7 protein-coding genes are annotated in these 4170 nt (G+C 64.9%); all 7 read left to right on the top strand.

Annotated features, from left to right (window positions below; all coding sequences use genetic code 11):
• Positions 1-149: 149 nt before the first annotated feature.
• The gene (rplC, locus tag QZ329_RS14495) at positions 150-869 is read left to right on the top strand and encodes a 50S ribosomal protein L3 (RefSeq protein ID WP_295753712.1); all 720 of its coding nucleotides are present in this window, start codon (positions 150-152) and stop codon (positions 867-869) included.
• An 18-nt stretch (positions 870-887) separates the two neighbouring features.
• Complete coding sequence (gene rplD, locus QZ329_RS14490; protein WP_295753711.1) at positions 888-1511, top strand: 50S ribosomal protein L4; 624 nt, start codon at positions 888-890, stop codon at positions 1509-1511.
• On the top strand, positions 1511-1807 hold the full coding sequence (rplW, locus tag QZ329_RS14485) for a 50S ribosomal protein L23 (RefSeq protein ID WP_295753710.1): 297 nt from the start codon (positions 1511-1513) through the stop codon (positions 1805-1807). The genes rplD and rplW overlap by 1 nt, the downstream gene beginning before the upstream one ends.
• Positions 1808-1832: 25 nt before the next feature.
• Complete coding sequence (rplB, locus tag QZ329_RS14480; RefSeq protein WP_295753709.1) at positions 1833-2669, top strand: 50S ribosomal protein L2; 837 nt, start codon at positions 1833-1835, stop codon at positions 2667-2669.
• Between the two features lie 16 nt (positions 2670-2685).
• Positions 2686-2946: a 30S ribosomal protein S19 gene (gene rpsS / locus QZ329_RS14475; protein WP_204790194.1), complete on the top strand. Its 261-nt coding sequence runs from the start codon at positions 2686-2688 to the stop codon at positions 2944-2946.
• A 20-nt stretch (positions 2947-2966) separates the two neighbouring features.
• On the top strand, positions 2967-3311 hold the full coding sequence (rplV, locus tag QZ329_RS14470) for a 50S ribosomal protein L22 (RefSeq protein WP_295753708.1): 345 nt from the start codon (positions 2967-2969) through the stop codon (positions 3309-3311).
• A gap of 21 nt (positions 3312-3332) precedes the next feature.
• On the top strand, positions 3333-4170 hold an 838-nt coding region (gene rpsC, locus QZ329_RS14465), incomplete at its 3' end, for a 30S ribosomal protein S3 (protein ID WP_295753707.1).

The following is a 4170-nucleotide window of genomic DNA, read 5'->3' as shown; positions in this document are numbered from 1 at the left end:
GGAATGGAGCGGGCGCAGTCCTCGCCGCCAGGCGGGGACGGAGCAGAGCGGAATTTCTTCCGACGACGCGGGCGGGTCAAGTTGGCTGGAGCGGTTCCCAATGGCCGCGGGCCGGTCAACCAATAACCTTTATACAAGGAGGAACCTACATGAAAGCGATCATCGGCAAAAAAGTGGGCATGTCCCAGATTTTTGACGAGAACGGCCACGTGATTCCCGTCACGGTCATCGAGGCGGGCCCCTGCGTGGTCGTGCAGAAGAAGACGGCTGAAAAGGACGGCTATGAGGCCGTGCAGCTGGGCTTCGAGGATGTGGCGGAGCGCAAGCTCTCCAAGCCGGAGCTGGGCCACCTGAACAAGGCGGGCGTAGCTCCCAAGAAGCACCTGAAGGAGTTCAACCTGGAGAACGCCGCCGGACTGAACGTGGGCGATATTGTCAAGGCCGACACCTTCGCCGCCGGGGACTTCGTCGACGTCACCGGCACCAGCAAGGGCCACGGCTTCCAGGGCGTGGTGAAGCGCCACGGCGCGGCCGTGAAGCGCAACACCCACGGCGGCGGCCCCGTCCACCGGCACCAGGGCTCTCTGGGCGCCGGCACCACCCCGGGCCGCATCATGAAGGGCCGCGACGGCGCGGGCCACATGGGCGTGGACCAGGTGACGGTGCAGAACCTCTCCGTGGTCAAGGTCGACCCCGAGCTGAACATGCTGGTGGTCTGCGGCGCGGTGCCCGGCCCCAAGGGCGGACTCGTGACCATTAAGTCCACCGTGAAGGTCCACAAGGTCAAGCAGGCCGGCGCGGACATCAGCAAGAACCCGCAGAAGGCTTCCGGCCGCAACCCGCAGAAGGCCTCCGCCAGAAGCAAGTAAGAAAGGGGTGCTGAGTAAATGTCTACTGTGAAAGTTTTGAACATGGCCGGCGCAGAAGTCGGCACTGTGGAGCTCAACGACGCCATCTTTGGCATTGAGCCCAACGAGGCCGTGGTTCACGAGGTCGTGAAGAACCACCTGGCCAACTGCCGTCAGGGCACCCAGAGCGCCCTGACCCGGGCCGAGGTCTCCGGCGGCGGCCGGAAGCCCTGGCGCCAGAAGGGCACCGGCCACGCCCGCCAGGGCAGCACCCGGGCCCCCCAGTGGACCCACGGCGGCATCGTCTTCGCGCCGAAGCCCCGGAGCTACCGCTATGTGCTGAACAAGAAGGTCCGGCGCCTGGCCCTGAAGTCCGTTCTCTCCGCCAAGGCCGCCGAGGGCCAGCTGGTGGTGATCGACGCCATCCGGCAGAGCGAGATCAAGACCGCCGCGTTCCGCAAGTTCCTCAGCGCTGTCAAGGTCGACGGCAAGGCCGTGGTGGTGACCCCCGCCGTGGACGAGACCATCGTCAAGAGCGCCCGGAACCTTCCCGGCGTGCTGACCACCCCCGCGGCGCAGCTGAATGTCTATGACATCGTCAACGCCAAGTATCTGGTGGTGGATCAGGCCGCCCTCGCTAAAATCGAGGAGGTGTACGCGTAATGGCTACCGCATACGACATCATCATCCGGCCCGTCATCACCGAGCGGGCCATGGCCGGAGCCGCCGACAAGAAGTACGTCTTCGAGGTGGCCAAGGACGCCGGCAAGATTGAAATCAAGAAGGCCGTGGAGGAGATCTTCGGCGTGAAGGTCGCCGCCGTCAACACGCTGACGGTGCCCGGCAAGGAAAAACGCATGGGCGCGGGCCGTCCCGGCATGACGAAGACGTGGAAAAAGGCCTATGTCCAGCTGACCCCCGATTCCAAGACCATCGAGTTCTTCGAAGGCATGGTCTGATTCTACGGAAGGAGTGTAAAGCAGAATGTCTATTAAAACTTTTAAGCCGACGACTCCCTCCCGGCGTCAGATGACGGTCTCCGGATTCGACGGCATTGACAAAAAGGCCAAGCCTGAGCCCAAGCTCACTGAGACCCTGAAAAAGAGCGCCGGCCGCAACAGCTATGGCCGCATCACCGTCCGCCACCGCGGCGGCGGCAACAAGCGCAAGTACCGCGTCATCGACTTCAAGCGCGACAAGCACGACATGTTCGCCACCGTCCTGCGCCTGGAGTACGACCCCAACCGCTCCGCCAACATCGCGCTTCTCGAGTATGAGGACGGCGAGCGCCGCTACATTCTGGCCCCCGTGGGCCTGAAGGCCGGCGACAAGGTGGAGTCCGGCGAGAAGGCCGACATCAAGGAGGGCAACGCCCTCCCCCTGGCCAACATCCCCGTGGGCACCATGATCCACAACATCGAGCTCCACCCCGGCAACGGCGCGCAGCTGGTGCGCTCCGCCGGCACTGCGGCCCAGCTCATGGCCAAGGAGGGCGGCGACGCCCAGATCCGCATGCCCTCCGGCGAGGTCCGCATCGTCCGGACCAACTGCATGGCCACCATCGGCCAGGTGGGCAACATTGACCACGCCAACATCAACATCGGCAAGGCCGGGCGCAAGCGCCACATGGGCTGGCGTCCGACGGTCCGGGGCTCCGTCATGAACCCCTGCGACCACCCCCACGGCGGCGGCGAGGGCCGCGCCCCCGTCGGCCGCCCTGGCCCCGTGACCCCCTGGGGCAAGCCGGCTCTGGGCTACAAGACCCGGAAGAAGAAGAACCCCACCAGCAAGTTCATCGTCAAGCGCCGCAACGAGAAGTAAGGGAGGCAGATGAAATATGAGCAGATCCATTAAAAAAGGCCCGTATGTCGCCCCGGAGCTTCTGAAGCGGGTCGAGGAAATGAACGCGAAGAACGAGAAGAAGGTCCTGAAGACCTGGAGCCGCAGCTCCACCATCTTCCCCTCCTTCGTGGGCCATACCATCGCCGTGCACGATGGCAGGAAGCACGTGCCCGTCTACGTCCAGGAGGACATGGTGGGCCACAAGCTGGGCGAGTTCGCCCCCACCCGGACCTTCCGCGGACACCGGAAGGACTGAGTTGAAGGAGGATGCAGAACATGGAAAATAAAGTTGCGAAGGCCTATCTGCGCTACGTCCGCATCGCCCCCCGGAAGGTCCAGATCGTCTGCGACCTGATCCGCGGCAAGGACGCCGGCAGCGCCATGGCCATCCTGATGCAGACCCCCAAGGCCGCCTCCGAGCCTTTGCAGAAGCTGCTGAAGAGCGCCGTTGCCAACGCCGAGAACAACTTCGGCATGGACCCCGCCAAGCTGGTGGTGTCCGAGGTGTACGCCACCCCCGGCCCCATCCTCAAGCGGATGATGCCCCGGGCCCAGGGCCGCGCCTACCGTATCAACAAGCGCACTTCTCACGTCACGCTGACCGTGGCGGAAAAGGCATAAAAGAGGGAGGAGAACCGTTTTATGGGACAGAAAGTCAATCCCCACGGCCTGCGCGTGGGCGTCATCAAAGACTGGGATTCCCGCTGGTATGCCAGTGACGAGAAGGTCGGCGACCTGATTGTGGAGGACCAGAAGATCCGTAAATACCTCAAGAAGACCCTGTACGGCGCGGGCGTGCCCAAGATCGAAATCGAGCGCAGCGGCGACGTGGTGACGGTCTTTTTGCACTGCGCCCGGCCCGGCATGGTCATCGGCAAGGGCGGCGAGCAGATCGAGCAGTACCGTCTGGCCGTGGAGAAGCTGGTGGGCAAGAAGGTGCGGCTGAACATTGTCGAGGTCCGCAACCCCGACATGAACGCCCAGCTGGTGGCGGAGAACATCGCCCAGCAGCTGGAAAAGCGCATCAGCCACCGCCGCGCCATGAAGAACGCCATGGCCCGCGCCATGCGCGCCGGCGCCAAGGGCATCAAGACCTGCTGCTCCGGCCGCCTGGGCGGCCGCGAGATCGCGGGCGTGGAGCATTATCACGAGGGGACCATCCCCCTGCAGACCATCCGCGCCGACATTGAGTACGGCTTCGCGGAGGCCGCCACCACCTTTGGCCGCATCGGTGTGAAGGTGTGGATCTACAAGGGCGAGGTGCTGAGCCAGACGCTGCGCACCACGCCCCGCACCATGGACACCTCCAAGCCCTATCAGGAGCGGCGCGAGCGCCGTCCCCGCCGCGACGGCGACCGCCGGGGCGGCTTCAACCGGGACCGCCAGGGCGGCGGCTTTAACCGCGACCGTCAGGGCGGCGGACGTCCGGGCCAGGGCGGCGGCTTCAACCGCGCCGGAGGTCCCCGTCCCCAGGGCGGCT

Source organism: uncultured Oscillibacter sp. (assembly GCF_910579365.1).
Lineage (GTDB): Bacteria > Bacillota > Clostridia > Oscillospirales > Oscillospiraceae > Oscillibacter.
This window is presented reverse-complemented; position numbering and strand designations above follow the sequence as displayed.

What these genes read in the sequence shown, in the direction of transcription:
- rplC (WP_295753712.1), top strand. Translation starts at nt 150, where the DNA reads ATGAAAGCGATCATCGGCAAAAAAGTGGGCATGTCCCAGATTTTTGAC.
- rplD (WP_295753711.1), top strand. Translation starts at nt 888, where the DNA reads ATGTCTACTGTGAAAGTTTTGAACATGGCCGGCGCAGAAGTCGGCACT.
- rplW (WP_295753710.1), top strand. Translation starts at nt 1,511, where the DNA reads ATGGCTACCGCATACGACATCATCATCCGGCCCGTCATCACCGAGCGG.
- rplB (WP_295753709.1), top strand. Translation starts at nt 1,833, where the DNA reads ATGTCTATTAAAACTTTTAAGCCGACGACTCCCTCCCGGCGTCAGATG.
- rpsS (WP_204790194.1), top strand. Translation starts at nt 2,686, where the DNA reads ATGAGCAGATCCATTAAAAAAGGCCCGTATGTCGCCCCGGAGCTTCTG.
- rplV (WP_295753708.1), top strand. Translation starts at nt 2,967, where the DNA reads ATGGAAAATAAAGTTGCGAAGGCCTATCTGCGCTACGTCCGCATCGCC.